Source organism: Acuticoccus sp. I52.16.1 (assembly GCF_022865125.1).
Lineage (GTDB): Bacteria > Pseudomonadota > Alphaproteobacteria > Rhizobiales > Amorphaceae > Acuticoccus.
This window is the reverse complement of sequence record NZ_CP094828.1, coordinates 1,427,223-1,451,788: the sequence shown is the minus strand read 5'-3', so window position 1 is coordinate 1,451,788 and position 24,566 is coordinate 1,427,223. Positions and strand designations below refer to the sequence as shown.

Here is a 24,566-nt window from a genome sequence, read left to right as displayed (position 1 = left end):
GATGGTGGGATAGGCCGGTGTCGACACCGACGAGGTCCCACCCGTGCACGCTCCGACCCTCGCTCTCGCCCTCGCGCTCCTCGCGTTTCCGCTCGCCGCGCTGGCCGGGGCGCCGGCACGCCTCGCGGCGCCGTCGGCGGGCGCGGGCATCAGCGCGGTGCAGTTCGGGGCGGAGGAGAAGGCGACCGGGCGTGCCGCTGTCGAGGCGCGCAAGCGGGAGCTCGACCGGCTGCGTCATGCGCGCGGCCGCGAGCAGGAGGAACGGCGCCGCGCACGCCTCGAGGCGCTGCGCAAGGACGGCGGCGGCACCGAGCCATGGCGGGCCGAGGGCGCAATCGACGGGGCGACCGGACCGGCGCCCGGCGGGCTGAGCGCCGGGCCGTTCGGCGGCGCCGGCACGCCACGCGCGGGGCGGGGCTTCGGCGGGCGCCGTCTCGTCGGAGAGGCGACGGTGGACGGGGGCGAGCAGCGCCGGGCGCAACGCCTCGCCGCCAAGCAGCGCCCGGCCAGGACCGCGCTCGCCCAATATCTCGACCGTCTCCCGCCCGCTCCCGGTGCGCAGGCCGCCCGGTTGGCGCGCGAAGAGAACCAGCGGCTGTGGGAGAGCCGCGCCGCCGCCCGCATCACCACGAACGCCCCGGGCCGCGAGGGCGCACTCGGCCCGCTCGGCATGCTGCGCTGGGGCGATCTGGTGGACCAGGACGAGCGTTTCTCGATCTTCGCCGGAACGGACGGGCGCAACACCTTGGTCGCCAACCGGCGCGAGAGCCGGCGCTTCCACTGGAAGGCCGCCGCCGTTCGCGAATTCGCGTACGACAACGGCTGGAGCGAGAGCGTCGTCGCGCGGCGCGACGGCAGCACGGTGCGCACCCTGCGCGACGCCAACGGCGTCCCCATCCGCCGCTCGCGGGTGGACGCGGACGGCGCGGAGACGATGTTCTTCAACAACCTGCCGATCTGGCTGGCGCAGGACGCCTCGGCCGACACCGCCATCGCCGCCGACGCGTTCGACGCGGTCCCCGCCGGGGAGGTCGACGCCGCGGTCTCCTCCCTCGACGCGCTCTACCGCGCCGCGACCGCCGAGCCCAGCGGCAACCTGCGCCGCGCCTTCACGCTGAACCAGATCCTCACCGACCCTGCGCTGCGCGGCATGATGCCGGCGATCGATGTCGATACGATCACCTTCGAGACGAACTCGGCGACCCTGTCGACCGACGAACTGGCGGTGCTGGAGCTGGTGGGCGCGTCGATCGCCGCGGCGGTGGCGGCCGATCCGCGCGAGGTCTTCCTGATCGAGGGGCACACGGACGCGCAGGGCCACCCGATCGAAAACATGAAGCTGAGCGATGAGCGCGCCGAGGCCGTGGCCCGCCTGCTGACCGAGGCGTTCGACATTCCGCCGGAGAACTTCGTCACCCACGGGTACGGCGAGGAGGCGCTGAAGGTGGAGACCGACGAGCCGGACCGCCGCAACCGCCGCGTCACCGTCCGCCGGATCACGCCGCTGCTGACCGAGGGAGCCGCCGTGGCCGCCATCGCCCCGACCGCGTTGCGCTGATCGGGGCGGGGAGGGTGGCGCGGGCGGAGGTCGTCCGCGCCGGTCGTGGCCCGGCTCAGGCCGCCTTGGCCGACGCCTGGCTGATGATGCGCCACAGGACGTCCGGCGTCGCCGGCATGTCCACGTGCGAGACGCCGCAGTTCGTCCACAGCGCGTTGCAGATGGCGTTCATCACCGCCGGGGCGGCGCCGATGGTGCCGGCCTCGCCCGCGCCCTTGATGCCCATCGCATTGTGCTTGGACGGCACGTTGCGCGTCTCGAAGTGGAAGAACGGTACGTCGTCGGCGCGCGGCACGCAATAATCGAGCAGCGAGGCCGACAGGAGCTGGCCGTCCTCGTCGTAGACGGTGCGCTCGTAGAGGGCCTGGCCGATGCCCTGGACGATACCGCCGTGGACCTGACCCTGCAGCAGCATCGGGTTCACCGTGGCACCGAAGTCGTCGACGATGACGTAGCGCAGGATGGCCACCTTGCCGGTCGCCTTGTCGATCTCGAGCTCGCAGATGTGCGAGCCGTTGGGGAAGGTCGGCTCGTCCTGCTGCACGCGGCCCTCGGAGGTGAGGCCGCCGGCCGACTCGGCCAGCTCCGCGAACGTCACCGAGCGGTCGGTACCGACGATGCGGACCGACCCGCCCGAGAACTCGAGGTCGTCGGCGGAGGCCTCCAGCTTGTCGGACGCGAGTTCCTTCAGCTTGGTCGACATCTCCACCGACGCGACGTCCACCGACGGAAGACCCAGCGGGATCGAGCGCGAGCCGCCTGTGCCGCCGCCGGTCTTCACCCGGTCCGTGTCGCCCTGGATGACGGTGATGTTCTCCGGGGCGACGCCCAGGCGGTCGGCGATGATCTGCGTGTAGGAGGTGGCGTGGCCCTGACCGTTGGTCTGGGTGCCGATCATCAGCGTCATCTTGCCGTCGGGCGCCAGCTCGATCTCGGCGCGCTCGGAGCCGGGGAAGGCGCACGCCTCGATGTAGGTCGCCATGCCGATGCCGCGGATCGCGCCGCGCGCCGTGCTCTCGGCCTTGCGCTCGTCGAAGCCGTCCCAGTCGATGACCTCCATCGCGCGGGACATGTGTCCGTCGAACTCGCCGGTGTCGTAGGTGCGGCCGGCGGCGGTCTTGAAGGGCATCTCTTCGGGCTTGATGAAGTTGCGCCGGCGGATCTCCTCCGGCGAAAGGCTCATCACATGCGCCGCCTCTTCGACGAGGCGCTCGATGGTGTAGGCGGCCTCGGGGCGCCCGGCGCCGCGGTAGGCGTCGGTCGGCACGGTGTTGGTGTAGACGCCCTTCACGGCAACGTACATCACCGGGAAGGCGTAGACGCCCGGCGCCATCGACGAGCCGACGAACGGAATGTGCGGCGCGAACTGGGCGAGGTAGCCGCCCATGTTGGCCTTGAGGTCGACCCGCAGCGCCAGGAAGCGGCCGGTGTCGTCCATCGCCACTTCCGCGGTGGTGACGTTGTCGCGGCCCTGGCTGTCGGACATGAAGGCCTCGGAGCGGCCGCAGATCCACTTCACCGGACGGCCGAGCATCTTGGCGGCGTGCATGACGGCCGGGTACTCGGGATAGACGAAGATCTTGGTGCCGAAGCCGCCGCCGACGTCGGGCGTGACGACGCGGATATTGGCCTCGTCGGTCTTCAGGATTTCGGCGAGGACGCCGCGCATGCCGTGGCCACCCTGGGTGCCGGCGGTCAGCGTGTAGCGGCCGGTGGTGGCGTCGTACTGCCCCAGCGCGCCGCGCGTCTCCATGTAGTTGGTGACGAGGCGGTTGTTGTGGAGGTCGAGCTTGGCGAACCTGGTCGCCTTGGCGAACGCCTCCTCGGTGCCTTCCCGGTTGCCGACGCCGTAGCGGAAGGCGAGGTTGGAGCCGTGCGCGGGCCACACCAGCGGGGCGCCGTCTTCCAGCGCGGCCGCCGCGTCGGTCACGCTGTCGGTCTGGTTCCAGTCGATGTCGATCAGCTCGGCGGCGTCGTTGGCGGCGGCGACACTGTCGGCCACGATCATCGCCACGGGGTCGCCGATGTGGCGCACCTCGTCCTTCGCCAGCGAGTAGCGGGGGTAGACCTGCGTCGGCGTGCCGTCTTCCTGCTTGTAGGCGGCCCGGCAGGGAAGCGGGGCAAGCGGTTCGCCGATATCGGCATAGGTCATCACGAGGTGGACGCCGGGCGCGGCCTTGGCGGCTTCGATATCGTTGATCTTGAACGACCCCGCGGCGATCGGCGAGCGCAGCACCACTGCATAGAGCGTGCCCTCGGGCGTCACGTCCGCCGTGTACTGACCATGGCCGGTGATGAGCGCCTGGTCTTCAACGCGTTGAGCCGACGCGCCCATTCCGAACTTAGCCATCGTCATATCGTTCATCGGGGTCCTCCGATTGTTGTGGTGGCACGTTAGTCGAAGCACCGACGCTGCGCCACCGGCTCGGTCATCAAAGTGCGCCGCCCCCGGCGATTTGCCATGACCTTGAAGCGCGTGGCCGAGTCGGACACAAGGCGGTCGATGCATGGATGTTTGTGGGAGGAGGGGCCGTGGCAATCACGCTCGACGAGGTGCTCGCGCTGGGCGAGCGGTGGTGCGATACGCTGCGCCGCGAGGATGGCGGCGGCATCGCCGAACGCAAGGCGATGTTCCTTCACCCGGAGCCGCGCATCTACGTGCAGCACCAGGGCCTGTCGATGACGCTGGATGAGCATGGCGCCTACCACACCCAGTTTCGCCGTCAGGTGCTGCGGCTGGGCGATTTCGTGGTGACGCCGCTCGGCGAGGCGCCGGACCGGGCCCGCGCGATCGGCACCTTCTACTGGGAGGGGCACTTCAAGGACGAAAAGCAGCCGCCGCTGCGCTGCGTCGTCGGCGAGGACTGGCTGGTGCAGCGCGACGCCGACGGGGTCGTGAAGTACGTCCTGTGGCTCAACACGATCCACCACTTCCTCGCCGATTCCTCGGTGCAAAAGATCGAACTCTGAGGCCGCTCACGCGCCCCGCAGGTGGGCGAGGAGCTGCGCGGTCGAGCCGTCGAGGTCGGGGCTGGTCTCGCCCTTGATGGCCGGCAGCAGCACCCCGGCGAGCTCCTTGCCGAGCTCCACGCCCCATTGGTCGAACGAGTTGATGTCCCACAGCGCGCCCTGCACGAACACCTTGTGCTCGTAGAAGGCGAGGAGCCGGCCGAGGGTGAACGGGTCGAGCGCCTGGTAGGCCAGCGTGTTGGACGGGCGGTTGCCGGGGAAGACGCGGTGCGGCGCCAGGCGGTCCGCCTCGGCCGCGTCCATCCCCTTGGCGAGGAGCTGCTCGCGCGCCTCCTCGAGGGTGCGGCCGCGCATCAGCGCCTGCGTTTGCGCCAGCGCGTTGGCGACGAGCTTGGCGTGATGGTCCGACAGCGCCTCGTGCGGTTTGGCGGCGACGAGGATGTCCACCGGGACCGGGTCGGTGCCCTGGTGGAGGAGCTGGTAGAAGGCGTGCTGCCCGTTGGTGCCGGGCTCGCCGAAGATCACCGGCCCGGTCGGCTCGGCGACCGGCGAACCGTCGCGGTGGACCCGCTTGCCGTTCGATTCCATGTCCACCTGCTGGAGGTGGGCCGCGAACTCGACGAGGCGCTGGTCGTAGGGAAGGATGGCGTAGGCGCCGTAGCCGAAGAAGGTGCGGTACCAGTCGCCCAGCAGCCCCATGACGACGGGGATGTTCTCGGCGAGCGGCCGGGTGCGGAAATGCTCGTCCGCCGCCGCGCCGCCGGCGAGGAAGGCGCGAAAGCCGGCGCCGCCGATGGCGATCGCGACCGACAGGCCGATCGCCGACCAGACCGAGTAGCGCCCGCCGACCCAGTCCCAGAACCCGAAGACGCGGTCCTCGGAGATGCCGAACTTGGCCACCTTGTCGAGCGCGGTGGAGATCGCGGCGAAGTGGTCGCCGACCGCCGCCTCGCCCACGCCGTCGACGATCCATTGACGCGCGGTCGCGGCGTTGGTCATCGTCTCCTGTGTGGTGAATGTCTTCGAGGCGATGAGGAAGAGGGTGCGCGCCGGGTCGAGCCGGGCGAGCGTGTCGGCGATGTCGGCTCCGTCGACGTTGGCGACGAAGTGCACGTCGGGCCCGCCGTCGCGGTAGGGCGACAGCGCGCGCACCACCATCCGCGGGCCGAGGTCCGAGCCGCCGATGCCGATGTTGACGACGTCGGTGAACGGCTGGCCGTCGGCGGCGACGATCGCGTTGGAGCGGACCCCGTCGGCGAACGCGGTGACGCGGTCCAGCACCTCCGCGACGTCGGCCGACACGTCGCGCCCGTCGATGGCGAACGGCCCCTCGCCGCGCAGCGCCACGTGGAGGACGGCGCGGCCCTCGGTCAGGTTGATCGGCTCGCCGGCGAACATCGCGTCGCGCTTGGCCTCGAGGCCGGCCGCGCGGGCGCGCTCGACGAGGAGTGCCATCGTCTCGTCGGTGACGATGTTCTTGGAATAGTCGAGGAGGAGGTCGCCCTCGGTCAGCGCGAAGCGGGCGGCGCGGCCGGGATCGGCGGAGAAGGCGTCGCGCAGATGGAACCCGTCGAGGCTCTTCTTGTGGGTGCAAAGAGCGTCGAACGTGGGGCCGGGCATGAGGTTCGCTCCGTTAGTTGGCGGCGATTTCGATGCCGTTCGCCCGTTGCAGGTTCTCCCAGAACTGCTTGACGCTGGATTCCCAGGAGAACTGTTCGGCATACGATCGGCAGCGGTCGCGCGGGATCGACAACGCGTCGAGGCACGCCTGTCTCAAGTCCCAGTCCAGCGCCCCGGTTCCCGAATCGGCGATGACGTCGAGCGGGCCCATCGTCGGGAACGCGGCGACGGGGACGCCGCAGGCGAGCGCCTCCATCTGCACGAGGCCCCACGTGTCGGTCATGCTGGGGAAGACGAAGACGTCGGCGGAGGTGTAGTGCGCCGTCAGCTCCTCGCCAACGCGGTTGCCGGTGAAGACTGCGTCCGGATACTTCGCCTTCAACGTCGGCAGCGCCGGGCCGTCGCCCACCACGAGCTTGGTGCCGGGAAGGTCGAGGTCGAGGAAGGCGCCGATGTTCTTCTCCACCGCGACCCGGCCGACGTAGAGGAAGACGGGCTTCGGAAGGTCCGGCAGCGCGGGCGGCACGTCGGGATTGAACGTCACGGTGTCGACCCCGCGCACCCAGCGCACCAGGCGCTGGAAGCCCCAGGCCGCCAGCTCGCGCTCCAGCGTCGTGTTGGAGACCATGCAGCCGACGCCCGCGTTGTGGAACGAGCGCACGAAGGCGTAGGACCACGACATCGGGATCGGCGCGCGGGCTCGCACATATTCGGGAAAGCGCGTGTGGTAGCTCGTGGTGTAGCCGATGTTGTTCTTGCGGCACCACCGCCGCGCGATCATCCCGAGCGGCCCCTCGGTGGCGATATGCACGTAGTCCGGCCGCACCTCGTCGATCGCGCGCGACACGCGCCACGGCGTCGTCACCGCGAGGCGGATCTCCGGATAGGTCGGCATCGGCACCGTGCGATAGTCCGACGGCGTGATCATGTAGACGTCGATGCCGAGCTTGATCAGCTCCTGGCGCGTCGTATCGAGGGTTCGGACCACACCGTTCACCTGCGGGTGCCAAGCGTCGGTCACGAGGGCGAGGCGCGTCATCGCGGAATCTTCCGTTGCGTCATGCCGCCTGTGAGCGCGACGTCGGCGCCACGGCGCGGGTCGGATGGCGGTCGGCCAGCCGCGTCCAGCGGATCAGCTCGAAGGTTCCGTCCTCGCGCTCGCCCACGGCGGTGCAGCTCTCCACCCAGTCCCCGGTGTTGATGTAATGCGTGCCGTGCATGTCGTGCATGGTCGCATGGTGGATGTGGCCGCACACGACGCCGTCCGCGCCGCGGCGCTTCGCCTCGGACGAGAGCGCCTCTTCGAACTTGCCGATGAAGGACACCGCGTTCTTCACCTTCAACTTCGCCCAGGCCGACAGCGACCAGTAGGTCAGCCCCAGCTTGCGGCGGACGATGTTGATCCAGGTGTTGATCGCCAGCGTCGTGACGTAGGCCCAGTCGCCCAGGAAGGCGAGCCACTTCGCATGACGCACGACGACGTCGAACTGGTCGCCGTGAATGATGAGAAGTTTGCGCCCGTCGGCGGTGTGGTGGATCGCCGAGTCGACCACCTCGACCCCACCGAAATGGGTGCCGACATAGTCGCGCAGGAACTCGTCGTGATTGCCGGGAAGGTAGACGATCTCGGCGCCCTTGCGGCCCTTGCGCAGGATCTTCTGTACCACGTCGTTGTGGGACTGGGGCCAGTACCAGGTCTTCTTCAGGCGCCATCCGTCGATGATGTCGCCCACCAGGTAGATCTTCTCGGCATCATGGTGACGCAGGAAGTCGAGCAGCAGCTCCGCCTGGCATCCTCGGGTGCCGAGGTGGATGTCGGAGAGGAAGAGCGTGCGGTACTTGCGCACGTCAGGTTCGTCCTCGGATCCCATTCCCGACCTCGTGCCGTCACGCTTCATCGATCTGTCGCGCCTGCTACCATACCTATTTGGTGCATGAACAGAGCGCTACCGCCTCGCAACAAGCCTAACAGATCGAATGTGACAAGCGGTGGACAGCGGGCATCAGGCATGTGGACGAGCTTGCCGGCGCCGGGGGGCCGGGCCTAACCCAGTGGAATGACGGTGCATCTTCTCAAGCTATGTGTCGGCGTTTCCAGCATCGACGCGCTGCGGCAATCGGCCGAGCGTCGTGCGGGAAGTGATTCGCGCCAGGCGATGCGAATCACCACGCGCACCGCCCCCAAGCGGGTCGACGAAGTGCTGGCGGACGGCAGCCTCTACTGGGTGATCAAGGGAAGCGTGCAGGCGCGCCAGCGCGTGGTGGGCATCGAGCCGTTCAACGACGCGTCGGGCGTAGCGCGGGTGCACATCCTCCTGGCGCCGGACGTGGTGGCGGTGCGGCCGCGGCCCTGCCGCCCCTTCCAGGGATGGCGCTACCTCAGGGCCGACGAGGCGCCGGTGGACGTCTCGGCCGCCGCGATGGACGAGGCGATGCCCGCCGCGATGCGCCGCGACCTCCTGGAACTCTGCCTGCTCTGACAGCCGAGCGAACCGCCAGGCAAAGGCGGGAGGCCCCCTTCATGAACGCCGAAAGCCGGAACTCCGGGCGTGAGGCCCGCGATCCGGCTCCGGTGCGGTGGGGCGCGCGGGCCGGGGCCCGCGCTGCGGCGTCAGTTGCTCTCGCCGGTCTCGGCCGCGGGCTGCGGCGCGGCGTCGGCGGACGCCTCGGTGCGCCGGGTGCGCGGGGCACGCGTGCGCGGCGTGGTGGTCCGGCGGCGCGGGGTCTTCGGCTTGGCGGCCTTCTTGGCCTTGGCGTCGCCTTCGTCGCCGTCAGCGTCGGACGCGTCGTCCTCGGCCTTGACGTCGGCGGATGCATCCAACTCGGCCGGCGTGGGGGTCACGTCGGGCTGAGGGGCCTGGGCGGGATCGGCCGCGTCGTCGTCATCGTCACGGGCCGCCGCGTGGGAGCCGTTGGCCCCGTTGGAGCCGCCGTTGCGGTGATTGGCGCGAACGGGCGCCTCGTCTTGCTCGTCGTCGCGGCCGTGGGAGCGTGAACCGTTGACGCGGATGGACCCGTCGTCATCGTCGTCGTCCATGCCGTCGAAGCCGTTGATGTTCGGCTGCTCGTTGCCGCGGTGACGGTTGTCGCCGTGGCGGTCGTCGCCGTGACGCTCGCCGCGGGGTTGTTGTTGGCCGCTCTGCTCGTAAGCGGCGGCGACGATCCGATAATAATGTTCGGCGTGTTGGAAATAGTTCTCCGCCATCACACGGTCGCCCGCAGATTGCGCATCACGCGCGAGCTGGGCGTACTTGTCAGCCACCTGCAAAGCCGAACCCCGGATCTTAACGTCGGGGCCGTTCGACTCGTAGGAGCGCGACAGCGGATTGCCGCCGCCTTTGCTCCGGCTGCGACCACGAAGACGCTTGCTCGGGTTGTTAGGTCTCATCAGCTCGCTTCTCGATCCGGAACATACGGTTGAACGCGGATTCGTGCGCTTAAGCAGGGGTATAGTCCGCCTAAGCGTCGCCACGGATCCTGAATATTGGTGGATCCACAGCCTCGTCCGGTTCGGTTCGGAACGCCGCCTCAGCAGCGAACCACACATTGGCCGTCCAAACGACGACGCGGCCCGGCGCCCGCTTGCGGGCCTGGGCTTGTTCGTCGCCAGGATGGCGTCAGTGATAACGACGCCCCACTGAAGGGGCAGGCACACGATGCGGGTCGTTCGCAGTCTAAGGCTGGTGCCCGAGGATGCGGTTACCGCTCGGCCGACGGCGGCACGTTAGCGGCTCACCGTTGCCTTTCCAATACTTAATTATGGGATCGGCCGATGTTTTCTCAACTGTGGCGCTCAAACCATACCGCGCCGCAGGGACACCGCCCTTGCATCACCATTAAGATCGTCCGCAACCGTCTCGACTTCAAGCCCCCTGCGCTCGGCTTCTGCAATCACCGCGTCGCGCGCCGCCGGATCGATCTCGACCACCAGCGTCCCGCCCGGCCGCAGCATGTGCTGCGCGTGGGTGAAGACGACACGGTAGGCGTTGAGCCCGTCCTCGCCTCCGTCGAGCGCCAGCAGCGGGTCGAAGTCGCGCACCGCACGGTCCAGACCGGCGATGTCGTCGGTGGTGATATAGGGCGGGTTGGAGACCACGAGGTCGAACTGCTGCGCCAGCGCCGATCCGAAATTGGCCTGCACGAACATCGCCCTATGGTCGAGGTTGTGGCGCTCGGCGTTGCGCCGCGCCTCGATCAGCGCCTTGAACGAGATGTCGACGCCGACCCCGTGCGCGCCCAGCCGCTCCGACAGGATCGACAACAGGATCGCCCCGGTCCCGACACCGAGGTCGGCCACCAGCGCCGGCGCGTCCGGTGTCGCCAGGGCCGCGAGCGCCAGCTCCACCACCGTCTCGGTCTCGGGGCGCGGCTCCAGCGTATCGTCGGTCACGCGCAGGTCGAGCGACCAGAAGGCGCGACGGCCGAGGATGCGGCCGATGGAGCGACCCGCCAGCCGCTCCTGCGCCCGCCGCTCCAGCTCGGCGACCTGATCGGCGTCGACCGCCATGCGCGGGTTGGCGATGAGCTGCGTCGTCGTGACGTCGAGCGTCTCGGTCACCAGGAGGCGGGCGTCGAGGTCGGGGGTGGAGATCTGCGCCTCGCGGAAGCGGCGCCGCAGCGTGGTGTAGAGGTGGCCGAGGTCCGGCTCGCCGGTGAAGATGACGCCGCGGCTTTCAGGCATCGGCTTCGGCGAGGAGTTTGGCGTTGTGGTCGGTCGCCAGCGCGTCGATCACCTCGCCCAGCGCCGCGCCCGAGAGGATCTCGTCGAGCTTGTAGAGGGTCAAGTTGATGCGGTGGTCGGTCATCCGCCCTTGCGGGAAGTTGTAGGTGCGGATGCGCTCGGAGCGGTCGCCGGAGCCGACCTGCGTCTTGCGGTCGGCGGCGCGCGCGTCGGCGGCTTGCTGGCGCTGCATGTCGTAGAGGCGCGCGCGCAGCACTTCCATCGCCCGCGCCCGGTTCTGGTGCTGCGACTTCTCCGAGGAGGTGACCACGATACCGGTCGGCAGGTGGGTGATTCGCACCGCCGAATCGGTGGTGTTCACATGCTGCCCGCCCGCGCCGGACGCGCGCATCGTATCGATCCGGATGTCGTTGGCGGGGATGTCGATGTCGACGTCCTCGGCTTCGGGGAGGACGGCGACGGTGGCGGCGGAGGTGTGGATGCGCCCGCCCGACTCGGTCGCCGGCACGCGCTGGACGCGGTGCACGCCCGACTCCCACTTCAGCTTGGCGAAGACGCTGTCGCCGCGCACCGCGGCGATGATCTCCTTGTAGCCCCCCGCCTCACCCTCCGACAGGCTCATCACCTCGACCCGCCAGCCCTTCTCCGCGGAAAAGCGCTCGTACATGCGAAAGAGGTCGCCCGCGAAGAGGGCCGCCTCCTGGCCGCCGGTTCCGGCACGCACCTCGAGGATGGCGCTCTTGGTGTCCGCCTCGTCCTTGGGAAGGAGGGCGACGCGGATATCGTCCGACAGGGTCTCGATACGGTCGAGCACGGCGGGGCGCTCGGCCTCGGCGAGCTCGGCGAGCTCGTCGTCGCCGTGCAGCATCTCGTCGATGCCGGCGAGCTCCTTCTCGGCCTCGCGCAGCGCGGCGACGCGTTTCACCAGCGGTTCCAGCTCGGCATACTCGCGCGACAGGCGGACGAATTCCTCCGCCGCCGGGCCGGATGCCATACGTTGTTCCAAGATGTTGAAGCGGTCGACGACCTCGTCGAGCCGCTGTCGAAGCGCCATGTGTTCGTTTGGGTCCTAGACCGGGATGTCGTGTGCGTCCGCAAAGCGTGACAGCAGATGACGAATGTCGTCGCTTCCGCGTCCCGGTTCAAGTCTCGGCCATAGACGTGCGCGCAACCGTCCCAAGTCTGTTGCACGGATGGCCGCTTTGACCGGCCCAATGGCGGCCGGCGGCATGGAGAGTTCGGAGTATCCAATGCCGAGCAGGCACAGCGCCTCGAGCGGGCGGCTGGCGAAGTCGCCGCACACGGTGACCGGCACGTTGGCGATGTGGCAGGCGTCGGCGATCCGCTTCAGCATGCGCACGAACGACTGGGACAGCGTGTCGAACCGGCCGGCGACGCGCACGTTGGAGCGGTCCGCCGCCATCGCGAACTGATAGAGGTCGTTGGTGCCGACGGAGACGAAGTCGACCACCGCGAGCAGCTCCTCCAGCTCGAAGAGGAGCGACGGGGTCTCCAGCATGACGCCGAGCTTCAAGGTGTCGGGCAGCTGGTAGCCGTGCTGATGCAGGAAGCGGCGCTCGCGGTCGACCAGGGCGCGGCTGGCGTTGAACTCGGCCACCGTGGTGATCATCGGGAACATGAGCTTCAGCTCGCGCCCGGCCGAAGCGCGCAGCAGGGCGCGGATCTGCGTGCGCAGCAGGCCCGGCCGGTCGAGGCCGAGGCGGATCGCGCGCCAGCCCATCGCCGGGTTCTCCTCGTCCATCGTCCTGAGGTACGGGAGGACTTTGTCGCCGCCGATGTCGAGCGAGCGGAACGAGACGGGGCGGCCTTCGGCCTCCTCGTAGATCTTGCGGTAGAGCTGTTCCTGTTCGCGCGGTCGCGGCAGCGTCGGCGACAGCATGAAGAGGACTTCGGTGCGGAAGAGGCCGACGCCCGCCGCACCCGATTCGCGAAGATGCGGCATGTCCGCCAGCATCCCGGCGTTCATCGACAGCGTGACCTCCATCCCGTCGCGGGTGACGGCGGGGAGGTGGCGCAGCCGGCGATATTGCGCCTGCCGCCGTGCCCGGAAGCGCACCTTCTCGGCGAACACGTTCTCGACGTCGGCCGAGGGGCGGATGTGGACGTCGCCGCCGTCCGCGTCGACGATGATCGCCTCGCCCGATTCCACCATCGACGTCACGCCCGAGGCCTGGCCGATGGTGGGGATGCCGAGCGCGCGGGCGATCAGCGTCACGTGGCTGGCGGGGGTGCCTTCCTCCATGACGAGGCCGCGGATGCGGGCGCGATCATAGTCGAGGAGTTCTGCCGCCCCCATCGTGCGGGCGACGATGATGGCGTCCCCCGTCACCTGGGCGAGGGAGGTGGGCGAGCGGCCCATCAGCTCGCGCAGGAGACGGTTGGCGATATCGTCGAGGTCGTGCAGCCGCTCGCGCACGAGGCGGTCGGTCGAGCGCATGAGGCGGGCGCGATTGTCGGACTGGACGCGCTCGACCGCGGCTTCGGCGGTGAGGCCGGAGCGTACGACGTCGGCCATCTTGCGGGCCCAGCCGCGATCCTGCGCGATCATCAGGAACGCCTCGAGGACGTCGCGCGGGGCGCTTTCGGCCTGCACCTCGTCGCGCGAGAGGTGGGCGACGAGGTTGCCGCGGATCTTGTCGAGCGCCGTCTCCAGCCGCGACAGCTCGTGCTCGACGTCGTCCGTCAGCAGGCGCGTGACCACGACGCGCGGCTCGTGCAGGACGGCGCGGCCGAGGCCGACCCCCTCGCACATCGCCACGCCCGAGACGAGGAGCTGGCGCTTGATGTCTAGCGCGGCGGTGGGCTGCGGGATCTTCTCGAGGTCGCCGGTGCCGGCGATCTCGGCGATCACCATGGCGGTGGTCTGCAGCGCCTCGACTTCCTCGTTGTCGTAGCGCTTCGGTGCGCGGTTCTGCACCGTCAGGACGCCGATCATCCGCCCGGCCCGCAGGACGGGGACGCCGAGGAAGGTGTTGAAGTCCTCCTCTCCGGTCTCCGGCAGGTAGGCGAACGAGGGATGGGCGCGGGGGTTGGTGATATTGAGCGGCTGCGCGGTCTTGGCGACGCGGCCGACCAGACCCTCGCCCACGCGCAGGCCCGCGCGGTGCACCGCCGCGGCGTTGAGGCCGTGGGTGGCGTAGAGTTCCAGCACGGCGTCGGCACGCAGGACGTAGAGGGACGAGACCTCGGCGACCATGTTGTCGGCGATGATGCGCACGATCCGGTCGAGACGGTCCTGCGCGTCCATCGGCGCAGCCATCACGGCATGCAATTGCTTGATCAGCTGTCTGGGACCGGCGAGCGTGTCGCGCATCGGACCTCCCCTCCCGTGACCCGCGCAACTAAGGCATCGGGCATGGCCGGCTCGTGGTCCGGCTCTGATGTTCCCTCGAATATGGCGCCCTGCGGAGGACCGTCCATCGGCCGCCGCAACGCCTTCTTATCCGGCGTGTGGTCCGCCAGCAATGGTTGCGTTGCCCCCTCTGCCATGTGCCACGCTCAAGCCTCGCCACCTGAGATGGTCGCGTGCGCAACGCTTGCGCGCATTCGAGCGGTAGGCGCGTGCATCGTAGCGCCGAAAGCGGCACGATGCTGGTATACCACCCGGCAGCGTCGTGCCGATCCTAGAAATGGAATTCCATACGGCAGTGAAATGCCCGTTCGAAACGCAATTTGAACCTGGAAACTCTATGAGTTGGGCGCGGCCGATCGGATATTGACGAATTCAATATCACGGCCCGTGCTGTCTCCACTTGGCGACACACGCGGTGGTTCCGGGTCGGAGGCACGGAATTTTCGAACTATATCAGCGTTCGGGAGGGCGAAACGGGGCGCGTCGCAGGGGAATGTGACCCCGTAGACGCCCGAAAAAACAATTTATGAGTGTGCGGGCGCCGGGGCGATCACATTGTGAAACGGACCGGCGTCCGCGTCTTGACCGGCGTCAGGCGACGGCCTTGTCGAGCCCGTAGACCGAGTGCAGCGTGCGCACTGCCAGCTCGGTATAGGCCGAATCGATCAGCACCGAGATCTTGATCTCCGAGGTGGTGATCGCACGGATGTTGATCTGCCGCTCGGACAGCGCCTTGAACGCCGTCGCCGCGACGCCCGCGTGGCTGCGCATGCCGATGCCGATGACCGACACCTTCACCACGTCCCGGTCGCCGATGATCTTGCCGAAGCCGAGCTTGCCGCGCTGGGCCTCCAGCGTGGCGAGGGCGCGATCGTAGTCGGCCTCGGGGATGGTGAAGGTGATGTCGGTCGTCGACCCGTCGTCGGAAATGTTCTGGACGATCATGTCGACGTTGATGCCCGCCTCGGCGAGCGGTCCGAACACCGCGTAGGCGACGCCCGGCGAATCCGGCACGTCGCGCAAAGTGACCTGCGCCTCGTCCTTGGCGTAGGCGATGGATGTGACCGTTTCCTGTTCCATATCCTCGATCTCGGCAGTGATCAGCGTGCCCTCGGGCGGCAAAGCGGGGTCGGCGAAGCTGGAGCATACGAGGACGGGCACCTCGTGCACCATCGCGAGCTCCACCGAGCGGACGTGGAGGACCTTCGCGCCGAGCGAGGCCATCTCCAGCATTTCCTCGTGCGAGACGCGCGGCAGCCGGCGCGCCGCCTTCACGATCCGCGGGTCGGTGGTGTAGACGCCGTCGACGTCGGTGTAGATGTCGCAGCGGTCGGCCCCGAGCGCGGCGGCCATGGCGACGGCGGTGGTGTCCGACCCGCCGCGACCCAGCGTGGTGATCCGGTTCATCGACGAGATGCCCTGGAATCCGGCGATCACCGCCACCTGCCCCTGCGACAGGCGGGCGCCCAGCACGTCGGTGTCGATCGAATCGACCCGGGCCGCGCCGTGCGCGTCGTCGGTGCGGGTCTTGATCTGCCAACCCTGCCAGGAGCGCGCGTCGACCCCCATCGACTGCAGCACGATGGCCAGCAGTCCGGAGGTGACGTTCTCGCCCGAGGAGACGATCGCGTCGTACTCGCGGGCGTCGTGCAGCGGTGAGGCGTCACGGCAGAGGGCGACGAGGCGGTTGGTTTCCCCCGCCATCGCCGAGACGACCACGGCCACCTCGTTGCCCGCTTTGATCTCACGTTCGACGTGACGGGCGACATTGCGGATGCGGTCGAGGTCGGCGACGGAGGTGCCGCCGAATTTCATAACGATGCGGGCCATCGGGATCGATTTTGGATGTTGCGTATCTGGTGGAGGCCGCTAGCTAGCAGGGTCAGCCACGAACAACAACGGTTTCGCCCATGTCCACCATCGACGCCGCCGAAGTCGACAAGTTCGACCGCCTCGCCGCCGAGTGGTGGAATCCCGACGGCAAGATGAAACCGCTGCATAAGTTCAACCCGGTTCGCCTGACCTTCCTGCGCCAGTCGCTGTGCCGCCACTTCGAGCGCGACCCCAAGCTGGAGCTGCCGCTCGAGGGCCTGCGCATCGCCGACATCGGCTGCGGCGGCGGTCTCCTGTCCGAGCCGTTGGCGCGTATGGGGGCGGAGGTCGTCGGCGTCGACGCGGCGGCCACCAACGTCGAGGTCGCCGGGCGTCACGCGGCGCAGTCGGGCGTCTCGGTCGACTATCGCAACACCACCGCCGAGGCGATGGCCGCCGAGGGTGAGACCTTCGACGCCGTGCTGGCGATGGAGATCGTCGAGCACGTCGCCGACGTCGACGCGTTCGTGGCGGCCTGCGGGGCGATGGTGCGGCCGGGCGGGCTGACGGTGTTTGCGACCATCAACCGGACCATGAAGGCCTTCGCCCTCGCCATCGTCGGCGCCGAGTACGTGCTGCGCTGGCTGCCGCGCGGCACCCACCAGTTCCACAAGCTGGTGCGTCCGGTGGAACTGGAGCGCGCATTCGAGGCGAACGGCCTGTCGCCGCGCCCCCCGATCGGCGTCGTCTTCAATCCGGTGCGCGACGAATGGAGCCTCGGCCAGGACACGGACGTGAACTACATGGTGCTCGCCGTGCGGCCGGGCGGCGCGAGCGCCAACCCGGCGGAGGGCGGCGCCGCAGCGCTCTGACGGCGGCGCCGGGTCGCCGCTCAGGCCGCGGCGCGCTTCTCCAGGAAGTCGCCCATGCGTTCCATCGCCTCCAGGATGCGCGGCTTGGCCGCCGCGTAGGAGACGCGCACGTAACCCTCGCCGAGGGTGCCGAAGTCCGGACCGCCGATCAGCGCGACGCCCGTCTCGTTCAGCAGCGCGTCGGCGAGCGGCTTGGCCTTCCAGCCGGTCTCCTTGATGTTGGGGAAGGCGTAGAAGGCGCCCTTCGGCGTCGCGCAGGTGACGCCCGGCAGCGCGTTCAGCGCCGCGACGACGGCCTTGCGGCGATCGTCGAACGCCTGCACCATCGCCGTCACCTCGTCCTGCGGGCCGGTCAGCGCGGCGATGCCGGCGAATTGCGCCGGCGCGTTGACGCACGACCACGCGTTCACCGCCAGCTTGCGGCACTTGTCGTACAGCGCCTTGGGCCACAGCGACCAGCCGAGCCGCCAGCCCGTCATCGCGTAGGTCTTGGAGAAGCCGTCGAGCAGGATCAGCCGGTCGCGCAGCTCCGGGAACGAGCCGAGCGACACGTGCGGCAGCCCGTCATAGGTCATCCGCGAATAGATCTCGTCCGACATGACGGCGACGTTCGGGTGCCGGCCGAGGATCTCGACCAGGCGCTTCACGTCCTCGGGGGGCGTGACGCCGCCGGTCGGATTCGCGGGAGAGTTGACGATGACGAGGCGCGTCCTGTCGGTGATCAGCGCTTCCACGTCGTCCGGCGAGAAGGCGAAGCCGTTCTCCTCCTTGATGGGCAGCGGCACCGGCTTGGCGCCGGTATACTCGATCATCGAGCGATAGATCGGAAAACCGGGATCGGGGTAGATGATCTCCGCTCCCGGCTCACCGAAGAGCAGGATGGCGAGGTACATCGTCACCTTGCCGCCCGGCACCACGAGGATGTCCTCCGGGCTCGTCTCGACGCCGGTGCGCGTCGTCATGTCGGCGGCGATCGCCTCGCGCAACGGCGGGATGCCGTTCGCCGGCGTGTAGCCGTGGTGACCGTCGCGCAGCGCCTTCACGGCGGCCTCGACGATGTGCTCGGGCGTCGGAAAGTCGGGCTGGCCGATGCCGAGGTTGATGATGTCGCGTCCCTGCGCGGCGAGGGCGTTGGCGCGCGCGAGGACCGCGAACGCGTTCTCCTCGCCGATCCGGTCGAAGCCGGGAGTGGTGGTCAGCATGGGTTCTCTCCTCCGGGCGCCTTCTTATTCGGATGTGGCGGCGACGTCATCCGCCGCGCCGGGCGCTCGGGCCTTCAGTGCACCGCCGGGTCGCGCTGGGCAATCACCTGGCCGCGGATCCGCTCGCGGTGCAGGATGTAGATGCCGGCCGCGGCAATGATCCCGGTGCCGACGAAGGTCCAGGTGTCCGGCACCTGGTGGAAGATCGCCCAGCCGAACAGGATCATCCAGACCATCTGCGTATAGATGAACGGGGCCAGCGTGGACGCGCTGGCGTAGCGGTGCGCCACCGTGAGCGCGAAGTGTCCGGAGGCGCCGAAGAGGCCCATCATCAGCGCCAGGACCCACTGCCAGCCGTCGAGTTCGAGGAGCGCCCCCGGTGCCACGGGCGCCAGCACGACGACGCCGACGAGCGCGGACAGCATCAGCAGGCTGATCGAGTTCTCGGTGCGGTGCATGCGCCGCGTGAGCACGACGTAGATCGAGTAGTTGAGCATGCCGCAGATGGACAGCATCGCCGCCCAGTGCATCGCCCCCGTCCCCGGCCGCAGCACGACCAGGACGCCGACGAAGCCGACGCACACCGCCGCCCAGCGCCGCACGCCCACCTTCTCGCCCAGGAACGGCCCGGCGAGCGCCGTCACCACCAGCGGCGCGGAGAACATGATCGCGCTCGTCTCGCCCAGCTGGAGGTACTGCAAGGCCCAGAAGTTGAAGAAGGTGGAGCCCAGCAGCGTCAGTCCGCGCAGCGCCTGCATGAAGGGGTGCTTGGTCTTGAACGGCGTGATGTCGCGCCATACGCGCAGGAAGAGGCACAACAGGAGCACGTGCGCGGCATAGCGCAACCACACAACATGCACCGCGTCCATCGACGCGCCGAGCCACTTGGCGGTGGAATCGAGGCACGCGAACATGGAGACCGCGTAGACCATCAGGATGATGCCGCGCAGGCTCGCGCCGGCTTCCGTCGAGGCAGGAGGGAGGGGCACCTACTCGGCCGCCTCCTCGATGTCGAGGGTGTCGTCGTCGATCTCGTCCGGCGTCTCGACGCCGTGGGCGGAGAGGAGGTTCTTCTCGATCTTCTTGAGAAGCTTGCGGATTCGCTTGCGGTCCTTCTCGTCGAACCCGGCGAGCGCTTCCTTCTCGACCCGCTTCCACATCTTGTCGATGTCGCCGATCAGCGCACGGCCGGTCTCCGTCAGCGACACGCGTGCCAGCCGGCCGTCGACCTCCGACGTCTGCCGCAGGACGAAGCCGTTGGCGGCGAGGCGGGTGACCATCTTGGTGACCGTCGGCGGCTGCACGCCCAGCTCGGCGGCGAGGGCCGACATCGTCTTGCCGTCCCCGTCGGCCAGCGCCTTCAGGACGCTTTCCTGACCCGGATAGAGCTTGATCGCCGACAGGTGCGCGCCGGCCCGCGCCCGATGCGCCTTGGCGGCACGCGCCAGACGATGCGTCGCGGATTTGGAATGATCGAACGGCATGCTCGCCCTCTCGACGCGCGGTCCCTACCAAGGGGCGGCAGCTCGTGCATCTCGTGACGCATACGATCCCTGGTCGGCGACTTCAAGGGACAGTGTCACGACACGTATCCATCCCCTGGCGCGAGGAAGGCGTTTGCCATGGGCTGCGACCGATCGGCCACGGCGGGCCGCGCTGCACGGCCGAAAGCCGTGGCGCGCCAGGGCTCAGTACCGGGCGATCAGTGCTTCGACGCGGGTGACGAAGCGGGCGCACGTGGCGGCGTCGGCGCTGTCGATGCGGTGGAGGGCGACATAGTCGGTGCGGCAGCGCCGGTGGCAGAGCGCCCGCATGCCGCGCAGGATCGTGCGCCGCCCCGGCTCGCCGACGAGCTTGGAGTAGAGCGTCGGCGCCCCCGCGGTCGTCACGATCGACAGGCGGCGGATGTTCTCCAGCGTGCCGCGCATCGGCTCCGTGGCGGTGGGGAGGGCGAAGGTCGCATAGGGGACGAGCACCCGGTCGAGCCAGCCCTTCAGCATGGCCGGAAGGCCGAACCACCAGGTCGGATAATGGAAGAGCACCGCCTCGCACCACCTGAGGTCGGCGAGGTGGCCGGCGATGGGGATCTCGTTGTCGCCGGGCGTGTGATAGCCGAGGCGCTCCTGGCGGCTCATCACCGGGTCGAACCCCTCGGCGTAGAGGTCGGTGTGGCGCACGTCGTGGCCCGCCCGCGCCAGCGCGGCGAGGCTGGTCGCCGCCAGATGCTGCGTGAAGCTCTCCGGGTCGGGATGGCAGACGACGACGAGAACCCGCATCAGGCCGAGAGACTCGGGAACAGGTAGGGGCGGCCGTAGTCGAAGTCCGGCTGATCCCAGGCGATCATCTTGCCGGGGTTGAGGAGGCCCTTGGGGTCGGAGCGCTTCTTGAAGGCGAGCTGGAGCGCGTCCGTCTGCTTCATCCCGCCTTCCTCCAGCGTGTAGCGGTGCGGATTGAAGATCGGGCAGCCGTGGTCCTCGTGCAGCTTGACGATCGCGTCGAGCCGCTCCTCGCTGGTGTAGCGCACCAGAGGGAGGCCGAAGCAGCCGACCGCCCCGTCGAACCGCACGAACTCGAGATGCGTCGGCGCCTCGTCGCCGAGGAGCTGCGCCATCGTCAGGACTTTGCCGGCGATGTCCGGCTGCGGGTAGAGCACCTGGAGGTAGGTGATCGACGGGTCGACCCGCAGCGCACGCAAGGTGGTATGGTTCCACGCCAGCTCGAACGCCGGCGGGAGGCGATGACGCTCGGCCTCGTCGAGACGGTCGGAGCGCATCATGATGCGCCCCCCCGCCCGCGTCGCCAGCGCGACGACGTCGGTCATGGCGAAGGCGGCGGCGATCAGCACCACGAAGGCCTCCCCCTCGGCGAGGTAGCTCTCGTGGCGCTTGAGGAAGGGGGCGATGGCGGCGTCCATCACCGCGACGTTCTTCAGCAGCAGCCCGTCGGCCCCGGCGAGCGTCTCGCCGTGGCGCACCGCCGCCTCGAGGGTGGGGAAGGAGACGATCGCGTCCACCCAGTCCACCGCCGGCGCCAACGGCATCTCCACTTCGGTGATGACCCCGGTGGTGCCGTAGGCGTGGCTGACACGGTGGATGTCGGGGCCGGTCAGGTCGAGCACGGTGGGGATGGAGCCGTCCATCGCCGCCATCCTCACCCGCACCACGTTGCCGGCGTCGCGCAGTCCGCCCCAGCGGATCGAGCCGACGCCGCCGGAGCCGCCGCCGATGAACCCGCCGATCGACGCGGTGTGGTAGGTGGAGGGGAACATGCGCAGCTCCTGCCCCGACGGGCGGACGGCGGCATCGATCTCGGCGAGGATCGCGCCGGGCTCGGCGACCACCGTCCCGGCCTTCACCGCCTTGACGCGGTTCATGCCGGAGAGGTCGAGCACGAGGCCGCCGGCGAGCGGCATGGCCTGACCGTAGTTGCCGGTCCCGGAGCCACGCACGGTGAGCGGCACGTCGTTGCGGAAGCAGGCGCCGATGACGAGGAGCAGCTCCTCCTCGTCTTTCGGGCGCGCGACGATGGCGGCCGTCACGCCCTCCAGCCGGCGCTTGAGCACCGGGGAGTACCAGTAGAAGTCGCGGCTCTTCTGCTGGACGAGCTGCGGGTTCTCCTCGATCGCCACGCCGTCGATGTCGATTTTCAGCGCGGCGAGGTCCATCAGACGTCCAGTTCGCGGTAGTCGGGCCTGGGCGGCTTCACGAGAACACCCCCGCGGATCAAGGTACGATCGATCTGCGGCCGTGCAAGAAGCTCGGTCCACGAACGCGCCTCGAAGACGACGAGGTCGGCCACCGCGCCGGGGGCGATCCGGTCCCTATCCGGCAGGCCCATGACGGCGGCGGGCGTGGCGCTGAAGGCCAGCGGCCAGTCTCCGACCGGATGGTCGAGGTGCAGGATCCGCGTCGCCTCGCGCCACACCTCCACCATGTCGAGGTCGCCGTAGGCGTAGAACGGGTCGCGCGTGTTGTCGGAAGCGATGGCGACGGGGATGCCGCGGGAGGCCATCTCGTGCACCAGCGTGCCGCCGCGGATGCGTGGCGTGCGCCCCGCCTGGCGGTCCTGGAGATAGAGATTGCACATCGGCAGCGAAACGATGGCGAGGCCCGCCTCGGCGACCGCGTCGAGCGTGCGGTCGGCCTCGCTCCGGGGCATCGTCATCAACGTGCAGCAGTGGCCGCAGGTGATGGTGCCGGAGAAGCCGATGCGCCTGGCCTCCGCCGCCACCAGCGCCAGATCGTTGCGCGCAGGGTCCAGCGCCTCGTCGACGTGGAGGTCGACGTCGAGGCCACGCGCCTCGGCCTCCTCCAGGAGGGCGCGCAGCTTCGCCTCGCGGCCGGCGACCGGGTACATCACCGCGCCGACGATGCCGCCGTGCGCCGTGACGTGGTCGAAATGGGCGGAAAGATCGTCGGGAAGCTGGTCGATCGCCGAGAGGCTGGCGCCCTGCAGGGCGATCCGCCCCGCCCAGGCCTCGCGCAGCTCGGCGAAGACGGGCCAGGAGATCCGGTCCTGCGGCGGCGCGCTGTCGATATGGGTGCGGATCGCGGCGGTGCCGTGGGCGTAGGCGGCGCGCAGCGCGAAGTCCATGCGGCGGCGCACGTCCTCGGCGCACCAGTGGGCGGTGCGGTCGCGGCCGGTCGCCTCCAGCGCGGCGGAGAACGTGCCGTCCGGATTGGGCGTGCGCGGCCAGATTTGGCCCTTGTCGAGGTGGGTGTGCATGTCGACGAAGGCGGGCACGACGATGCCGCCGCCGCAGTCGCGCGCACCGATGACGCTGCCCGACGCCGGCTCCACCAGCGCGATGCGCCCCCCGTCGAGCGTGATGTCGACGAGCGCGAGGTCCTCGCCGCCCACCTCCTGAAACGCGGCCGGCAATGCCGCGTTCGCCAGTCTCACCGCCGTCCCTCCATCGCGCTTTCGTGCCACCGCCCCAGGATGAGGTTGGAGACGATGCTCAGGATGACGTAAATCGCGACACCCGTCATCGAGATCAATCCGAGCGCCGCGAACAGGCGCGGGATCTTGAGCTGGTAGCCGGCCTCGATGATCCGCGTCGCGAGGCCGGAGCCGAATCCGGACGTGCCGGCGACGAACTCGGCCACCACCGCCCCCACCAGCGCCAGGCCGCCGGAGATGCGCAGTCCGCCGAGGAAGTAGGGGAGGGCGGCCGGCAGCAGCAGGTGGCGCAGCGTCTGCCAGCGCGAGGCGCCGTAGAGGCGATAGAGGTCCTTCAGATTGCGGTCCGCAGACATCAGTCCGAGCGTGGTATTGGACAGGATCGGGAAGAAGGCGATGATCCAGGCGCAGAGCAGGATCTTGGCGAGGTGATTGTCGATATAGATGTTGATCAGCGGGAACACCGCCACGATCGGTGTCACCTGCACCACCACCGCGATCGGGAAGATCGAATACTCGATGATGCGCGACTGCGTCAGGACGATCGCCAGCAGCACGCCGCCGACGACCGCCAGCGCCAGCGCCGCCACGGTCACGGCGAGCGTGGTGGCGAGGGACGGGGCGAGCAGCGCCCACTCGTCCACCAGCGTGCGCAGGACGAGGCCCGGCGCGGGGAGGATGTAGGGCGGGATCTCGTTCACCCGCACCGTCCAGTCCCAGAGGTAGATCACGCCGCACAGCACCAGGATCGGCAGGATCGTGCGCAGGGCCCGGTCGAGGTGGCGCCGGCGCGGGGCCGCCACGCCGCCGTCGCCGCTCACGTCTCGCCCATCGCGCGGGACAGGGCCTCGGACGTGGCGCGCGCATAGTCGGCATAATGCGCGCTCATGCGGAAGTCCGGCGTTCGCGGCGCAGGTTCGTCGACGGCGATCTCCTCGGCGACGCGGCCGGGGCGGGAGGTCATCACCGCGATCCGGGTGGAGAGGTAGACGGACTCGAAGACCGAATGGGTGACGAAGACGATCGTCCACCCCCGATCCTTCCACAGGCGGAGCAGATCGTCGTTGAGCTTGAAGCGGGTGATCTCGTCGAGCGCGGCGAACGGCTCGTCCATCAGCAGGACCGACGGGTCGGTGGCGAGCGCGCGGGCGATGGAGACGCGCATCTTCATCCCGCCCGACAGCTCGCGCGGGTAGGCGCGGCGGAAGTCGGCGAGGCCGACGCTCTCGAGCGCTTCGACGATCCGCGGCTCGGCGTCCCTGGCGGAGACGCCCTTCAGGCGCAGCGGCAGCCATACGTTCTCGTAGACCCGCGCCCACGGCATCAACGTCGGCTCCTGGAAGACGAAGCCGACGTCGCGCGGGCGGCGCCGGTCGGCCCAGGTGATCGACCCGCCGGAGGGCTTGTCGAGCCCCGCGACGAGGCGCAGCACGGTGGACTTGCCACAGCCGGAGGGGCCGAGCAGGCTCAGAAATTCGCCGCGCCCGACGTCGAGGTCGACGCCGGCCAGGGCACGCGTGCCGCTCTCGAACGTCTTGGTCACGCCCGAGAGGGAGACGATCGGAGCCCCCGCCGT

Annotated in this window: 21 protein-coding genes; 4 read left to right on the top strand and 17 right to left on the bottom strand. The window is 69.2% G+C overall.

Features of this window, described 5'->3' with window-relative positions; genetic code table 11:
• Positions 1-43 precede the first annotated feature (43 nt).
• The gene (locus MRB58_RS06540; RefSeq protein ID WP_244780918.1) at positions 44-1,558 is read left to right on the top strand and encodes an OmpA family protein; all 1,515 of its coding nucleotides are present in this window, start codon (positions 44-46) and stop codon (positions 1,556-1,558) included.
• Between the two features lie 55 nt (positions 1,559-1,613).
• Here MRB58_RS06540 and MRB58_RS06535 read toward each other — a convergent pair whose 3' ends face one another.
• A complete protein-coding gene (locus tag MRB58_RS06535) occupies positions 1,614-3,908 on the bottom strand; it encodes a xanthine dehydrogenase family protein molybdopterin-binding subunit (RefSeq protein ID WP_371747240.1) in 2,295 nt (764 codons plus the stop codon).
• A 182-nt stretch (positions 3,909-4,090) separates the two neighbouring features.
• On the opposite strand from MRB58_RS06535, the gene MRB58_RS06530 reads away from it, so the two are divergent.
• Positions 4,091-4,528, top strand: coding sequence for a hypothetical protein (locus MRB58_RS06530; RefSeq protein ID WP_244780917.1), 438 nt, complete (start codon positions 4,091-4,093; stop codon positions 4,526-4,528).
• Positions 4,529-4,534: 6 nt separating this feature from the next.
• Here MRB58_RS06530 and pgi read toward each other — a convergent pair whose 3' ends face one another.
• The 3 genes from pgi to MRB58_RS06515 are packed head-to-tail and all read right to left on the bottom strand — an operon-like array spanning position 4,535 to position 8,019.
• Entirely contained in the window at positions 4,535-6,148 is a 1,614-nt protein-coding gene (gene pgi / locus MRB58_RS06525; RefSeq protein WP_256461707.1) for a glucose-6-phosphate isomerase, read from the bottom strand.
• 13 nt (positions 6,149-6,161) lie between these two features.
• Positions 6,162-7,187 (bottom strand): glycosyltransferase family 1 protein, encoded by a 1,026-nt coding sequence (locus MRB58_RS06520; RefSeq protein WP_244780916.1) that lies wholly within the window; start codon positions 7,185-7,187, stop codon positions 6,162-6,164.
• A gap of 19 nt (positions 7,188-7,206) precedes the next feature.
• Entirely contained in the window at positions 7,207-8,019 is an 813-nt protein-coding gene (locus MRB58_RS06515; protein ID WP_244780915.1) for a UDP-2,3-diacylglucosamine diphosphatase, read from the bottom strand.
• 186 nt (positions 8,020-8,205) lie between these two features.
• Here MRB58_RS06515 and MRB58_RS06510 point away from each other — a divergent pair, with 186 nt between their 5' ends.
• Positions 8,206-8,628 carry a DUF1489 family protein gene (locus MRB58_RS06510; RefSeq protein ID WP_244780914.1) on the top strand — a complete coding sequence of 141 codons (423 nt, stop codon included), beginning with the start codon at positions 8,206-8,208 and terminating at the stop codon, positions 8,626-8,628.
• A 131-nt stretch (positions 8,629-8,759) separates the two neighbouring features.
• Here MRB58_RS06510 and MRB58_RS06505 read toward each other — a convergent pair whose 3' ends face one another.
• The 5 genes from MRB58_RS06505 to MRB58_RS06485 form a co-directional block, all read right to left on the bottom strand.
• Positions 8,760-9,536 (bottom strand): DUF4167 domain-containing protein, encoded by a 777-nt coding sequence (locus MRB58_RS06505; RefSeq protein ID WP_244780913.1) that lies wholly within the window; start codon positions 9,534-9,536, stop codon positions 8,760-8,762.
• Positions 9,537-9,941: 405 nt separating this feature from the next.
• The gene (gene prmC / locus MRB58_RS06500) at positions 9,942-10,829 is read right to left on the bottom strand and encodes a peptide chain release factor N(5)-glutamine methyltransferase (RefSeq protein ID WP_244780912.1); all 888 of its coding nucleotides are present in this window, start codon (positions 10,827-10,829) and stop codon (positions 9,942-9,944) included.
• Complete coding sequence (gene prfA, locus MRB58_RS06495) at positions 10,822-11,883, bottom strand: peptide chain release factor 1 (protein ID WP_244780911.1); 1,062 nt, start codon at positions 11,881-11,883, stop codon at positions 10,822-10,824. The genes prmC and prfA overlap by 8 nt, the downstream gene beginning before the upstream one ends.
• 15 nt (positions 11,884-11,898) lie before the next feature.
• Entirely contained in the window at positions 11,899-14,163 is a 2,265-nt protein-coding gene (gene ptsP, locus MRB58_RS06490) for a phosphoenolpyruvate--protein phosphotransferase (protein WP_244780910.1), read from the bottom strand.
• A gap of 630 nt (positions 14,164-14,793) precedes the next feature.
• Positions 14,794-16,032, bottom strand: a complete 1,239-nt coding sequence (locus MRB58_RS06485) for an aspartate kinase (protein WP_244780909.1) — start codon at positions 16,030-16,032, stop codon at positions 14,794-14,796.
• 80 nt (positions 16,033-16,112) lie between these two features.
• Between MRB58_RS06485 and ubiG the strand changes: the two genes are divergently transcribed.
• A complete protein-coding gene (gene ubiG, locus MRB58_RS06480; RefSeq protein ID WP_244780908.1) occupies positions 16,113-16,886 on the top strand; it encodes a bifunctional 2-polyprenyl-6-hydroxyphenol methylase/3-demethylubiquinol 3-O-methyltransferase UbiG in 774 nt (257 codons plus the stop codon).
• 20 nt (positions 16,887-16,906) lie between these two features.
• On the opposite strand, the gene MRB58_RS06475 is transcribed toward ubiG, so the two are convergent.
• From MRB58_RS06475 to MRB58_RS06440, 8 genes are all read right to left on the bottom strand, one after another.
• The gene (locus tag MRB58_RS06475) at positions 16,907-18,088 is read right to left on the bottom strand and encodes a pyridoxal phosphate-dependent aminotransferase (protein WP_244780907.1); all 1,182 of its coding nucleotides are present in this window, start codon (positions 18,086-18,088) and stop codon (positions 16,907-16,909) included.
• Between the two features lie 74 nt (positions 18,089-18,162).
• Positions 18,163-19,077 (bottom strand): DMT family transporter, encoded by a 915-nt coding sequence (locus MRB58_RS06470; protein ID WP_244780906.1) that lies wholly within the window; start codon positions 19,075-19,077, stop codon positions 18,163-18,165.
• Positions 19,078-19,572, bottom strand: coding sequence for a MarR family winged helix-turn-helix transcriptional regulator (locus MRB58_RS06465; RefSeq protein WP_244780905.1), 495 nt, complete (start codon positions 19,570-19,572; stop codon positions 19,078-19,080). It lies immediately after the preceding gene.
• Between the two features lie 204 nt (positions 19,573-19,776).
• Positions 19,777-20,364, bottom strand: coding sequence for an NAD(P)H-dependent oxidoreductase (locus MRB58_RS06460; RefSeq protein ID WP_244780904.1), 588 nt, complete (start codon positions 20,362-20,364; stop codon positions 19,777-19,779).
• Positions 20,364-21,755: an FAD-binding oxidoreductase gene (locus MRB58_RS06455; RefSeq protein ID WP_371747281.1), complete on the bottom strand. Its 1,392-nt coding sequence runs from the start codon at positions 21,753-21,755 to the stop codon at positions 20,364-20,366. Before MRB58_RS06455 ends, MRB58_RS06460 begins: the two co-directional genes overlap by 1 nt.
• Positions 21,752-22,990 (bottom strand): cytosine deaminase, encoded by a 1,239-nt coding sequence (locus MRB58_RS06450; protein WP_244780902.1) that lies wholly within the window; start codon positions 22,988-22,990, stop codon positions 21,752-21,754. The genes MRB58_RS06455 and MRB58_RS06450 overlap by 4 nt, the downstream gene beginning before the upstream one ends.
• Positions 22,987-23,811 (bottom strand): ABC transporter permease, encoded by an 825-nt coding sequence (locus tag MRB58_RS06445; protein WP_244780901.1) that lies wholly within the window; start codon positions 23,809-23,811, stop codon positions 22,987-22,989. Before MRB58_RS06445 ends, MRB58_RS06450 begins: the two co-directional genes overlap by 4 nt.
• The gene (locus tag MRB58_RS06440) at positions 23,808-24,533 is read right to left on the bottom strand and encodes an ABC transporter ATP-binding protein (protein ID WP_244780900.1); all 726 of its coding nucleotides are present in this window, start codon (positions 24,531-24,533) and stop codon (positions 23,808-23,810) included. The genes MRB58_RS06445 and MRB58_RS06440 overlap by 4 nt, the downstream gene beginning before the upstream one ends.
• Between the last annotated feature and the right edge of the window lie 33 nt (positions 24,534-24,566).

Bases quoted from the DNA above. Each gene is read 5' to 3' on its own strand.
- prfA (WP_244780911.1), bottom strand. From the start codon at position 11,883: ATGGCGCTTCGACAGCGGCTCGACGAGGTCGTCGACCGCTTCAACATC.
- MRB58_RS06465 (WP_244780905.1), bottom strand. From the start codon at position 19,572: ATGCCGTTCGATCATTCCAAATCCGCGACGCATCGTCTGGCGCGTGCC.
- prmC (WP_244780912.1), bottom strand. From the start codon at position 10,829: ATGCCTGAAAGCCGCGGCGTCATCTTCACCGGCGAGCCGGACCTCGGC.
- MRB58_RS06510 (WP_244780914.1), top strand. From the start codon at position 8,206: ATGACGGTGCATCTTCTCAAGCTATGTGTCGGCGTTTCCAGCATCGAC.
- MRB58_RS06515 (WP_244780915.1), bottom strand. From the start codon at position 8,019: ATGGGATCCGAGGACGAACCTGACGTGCGCAAGTACCGCACGCTCTTC.
- MRB58_RS06485 (WP_244780909.1), bottom strand. From the start codon at position 16,032: ATGGCCCGCATCGTTATGAAATTCGGCGGCACCTCCGTCGCCGACCTC.
- ptsP (WP_244780910.1), bottom strand. From the start codon at position 14,163: ATGCGCGACACGCTCGCCGGTCCCAGACAGCTGATCAAGCAATTGCAT.
- MRB58_RS06475 (WP_244780907.1), bottom strand. From the start codon at position 18,088: ATGCTGACCACCACTCCCGGCTTCGACCGGATCGGCGAGGAGAACGCG.
- pgi (WP_256461707.1), bottom strand. From the start codon at position 6,148: ATGCCCGGCCCCACGTTCGACGCTCTTTGCACCCACAAGAAGAGCCTC.
- MRB58_RS06535 (WP_371747240.1), bottom strand. From the start codon at position 3,908: ATGGCTAAGTTCGGAATGGGCGCGTCGGCTCAACGCGTTGAAGACCAG.
- MRB58_RS06505 (WP_244780913.1), bottom strand. From the start codon at position 9,536: ATGAGACCTAACAACCCGAGCAAGCGTCTTCGTGGTCGCAGCCGGAGC.
- ubiG (WP_244780908.1), top strand. From the start codon at position 16,113: ATGTCCACCATCGACGCCGCCGAAGTCGACAAGTTCGACCGCCTCGCC.
- MRB58_RS06460 (WP_244780904.1), bottom strand. From the start codon at position 20,364: ATGCGGGTTCTCGTCGTCGTCTGCCATCCCGACCCGGAGAGCTTCACG.
- MRB58_RS06520 (WP_244780916.1), bottom strand. From the start codon at position 7,187: ATGACGCGCCTCGCCCTCGTGACCGACGCTTGGCACCCGCAGGTGAAC.